At 72.0% G+C, this 838-nt stretch carries 2 pseudogenes; both read right to left on the bottom strand.

The annotated features are described in order from the left end of the window. Nucleotides 1-227: pseudogene (locus VTU_RS0105725) on the bottom strand (sensor histidine kinase); the annotation flags it as partial. Further along, nucleotides 224-838 (bottom strand): annotated as a pseudogene (locus VTU_RS0105720) (bifunctional UDP-N-acetylglucosamine diphosphorylase/glucosamine-1-phosphate N-acetyltransferase GlmU); the annotation flags it as partial. The pseudogenes VTU_RS0105725 and VTU_RS0105720, both read right to left, overlap by 4 nt.

The raw sequence follows: 838 nt of genomic DNA, 5'->3' as shown, positions 1-838 counted from the left end.
ATGCGCCGGGCGGACTGCTCCAGGCTGGAGAGAAGGCCCAGGGCCTCCTGCGTCCCGGGGGCGTTCAGCGTGTCGGGAGGCAGTTCGCACAGCGACTCGCGCACCAGCGCGCCGTAGGCGCCGACATGCCGCAGCGGCGCGCGCAGGTCGTGCGCGACGGCGCGCAGGAGCTCCTCCTGCGCCGCGGCCATCTCGGCCAGCTGCTGCGCGGCGTCGGCCTGCGTCATGGTTTCGGGCGCTTGGCAGGGCGGGCCCAGCCGGGAATGCTGATCTGCCGGCCGCGCGCCACGCTGAGCGCGCCGGCGGCGGTGTTTTTGGTGATGTTGCTGCCCGCGCCCACGGTGCCCCCGGCGCCAATGGTCACGGGGGCCACGAGCACGCAGTTGCTGCCGACGTGCACGTCCGCCTCGATCACGGTGCGGTGCTTGTTCGCGCCGTCGTAGTTCGCGGTGATGCTGCCGGCGCCGTAGTTCACGCGCTCGCCCACCGTGGCGTCTCCCAGATACGCCAGGTGGTTTGCCTTGGCGCCGTCGGCCAGGCTGCTGTTCTTCACTTCCACGAAGTTGCCGATATGCACCGCGCGGCCCAGTCGGGTGCCCGGGCGCAGGCGGGCAAAGGGGCCGACGTGCGCGCCTGCGCCCACCGTGGCGCCGGAGTTTTCGCCGTCGATGTGCGTGTAGGGCTGGATCACGGCGTGCGCAGCGATGCACGCATTGGCAATCCAGCAGTGCGCGCCGATCTGCACGCCAGGGCCCAGTTCCACGCGGCCGACGAAGACGCAGTTCACGTCGATCTCCACGTCCTGCCCGCAGACCAGCGCGGCGCGCACGCCGCTGCG

The organism is Verminephrobacter aporrectodeae subsp. tuberculatae At4 (assembly GCF_000193225.1).
GTDB lineage: Bacteria > Pseudomonadota > Gammaproteobacteria > Burkholderiales > Burkholderiaceae_C > Acidovorax > Acidovorax aporrectodeae.
The sequence above is the reverse complement of the archived record's forward strand: the minus strand, read 5'-3'. Positions and strand labels throughout refer to the sequence as shown.